Origin of the sequence: Kineococcus indalonis (assembly GCF_009906395.1) — a bacterium.
Lineage (GTDB): Bacteria > Actinomycetota > Actinomycetes > Actinomycetales > Kineococcaceae > Kineococcus > Kineococcus indalonis.
Window position 1 is genome coordinate 1 of record NZ_JAAALM010000885.1, and the last position, 935, is coordinate 935.

Annotated in this window: 1 protein-coding gene; it reads left to right on the forward strand. The window is 77.5% G+C overall.

Annotated features, from left to right (window positions below; genetic code table 11):
* Positions 1–75 precede the first annotated feature (75 nt).
* A complete protein-coding gene (gene recO / locus GTR00_RS21730) occupies positions 76–825 on the forward strand; it encodes a DNA repair protein RecO (protein ID WP_323132672.1) in 750 nt (249 codons plus the stop codon).
* The last annotated feature ends 110 nt before the right edge of the window (positions 826–935 follow it).

Here is a 935-nt window from a genome sequence, read left to right on the forward strand (position 1 = left end):
CCCGAGCAGGGTAGGCCCCGGCACCGACACGACCGCCCGGGCGGTCGTGTCGGTGCCGGGGCCTACCCTGCTCGGGTGAGTGGCATCGGGGGTCCGCGCAGCTACCGCGACGAGGCCGTCGTGCTGCGCACCGCCAAGCTCGGCGAGGCCGACCGCATCATCACCCTGCTCACCCGCCACCACGGGCGCGTGCGGGCGGTCGCCAAGGGCGTGCGGCGCACCTCCTCGCGCTTCGGCGCGCGCCTGGAGCCGTTCACGTGCGTGGACGTCCAGCTGCACCGCGGCCGCAACCTCGACACCGTCACCCAGGTCGACGTGCTCGCCCCGCTCGGCGCGGTCATCGCCGCCGACTACGGCCTCTACACCGCCGGGCACGCCCTGCTGGAGACCGCCGAGCGCTTCACCGAGGTCGAGCGCGAGAGCAACACCCAGCAGTACCTGCTGCTGGTCGGCGCGCTGCGCACCCTGGCGCGCCGCGAGCACGCCGCCACCCTGGTGCTCGACGCCTTCCTGCTGCGCTCGATGGCCGTGGCCGGCTACGCGGCCAGCTTCGCCGACTGCGCCCGCTGCGGCGCCCCCGGCCCGCACCGCGCCTTCTCCGTGCCCGCCGGCGGGGCGGTGTGCCCGGTGTGCCGCCCGCCCGGCTCGGCCGCCCCCGACCCGCGCACCCTGGAGCTGCTCGCGGCGCTGCTGACGGGCAGCTGGGACGTCGCCGACGCCAGCGAGGCCCGCTGCCGCGACGAGGGCAGCGGCCTGGTCGCCGCCTTCCTGCAGTGGCACCTGGAGCACGGCATCCGCTCGCTGCAGCACGTCGAGCGGGTCTGAGGGCCCCGCCCCCGCTCCCGGCGGGGGCGTCGCCGCCGCCGCGCGGCGCGTGCCAAGCTCGGACCTCGTGAGCACCCCCGCACGACGCACCTTCGGGCGCCGCGCCGCGG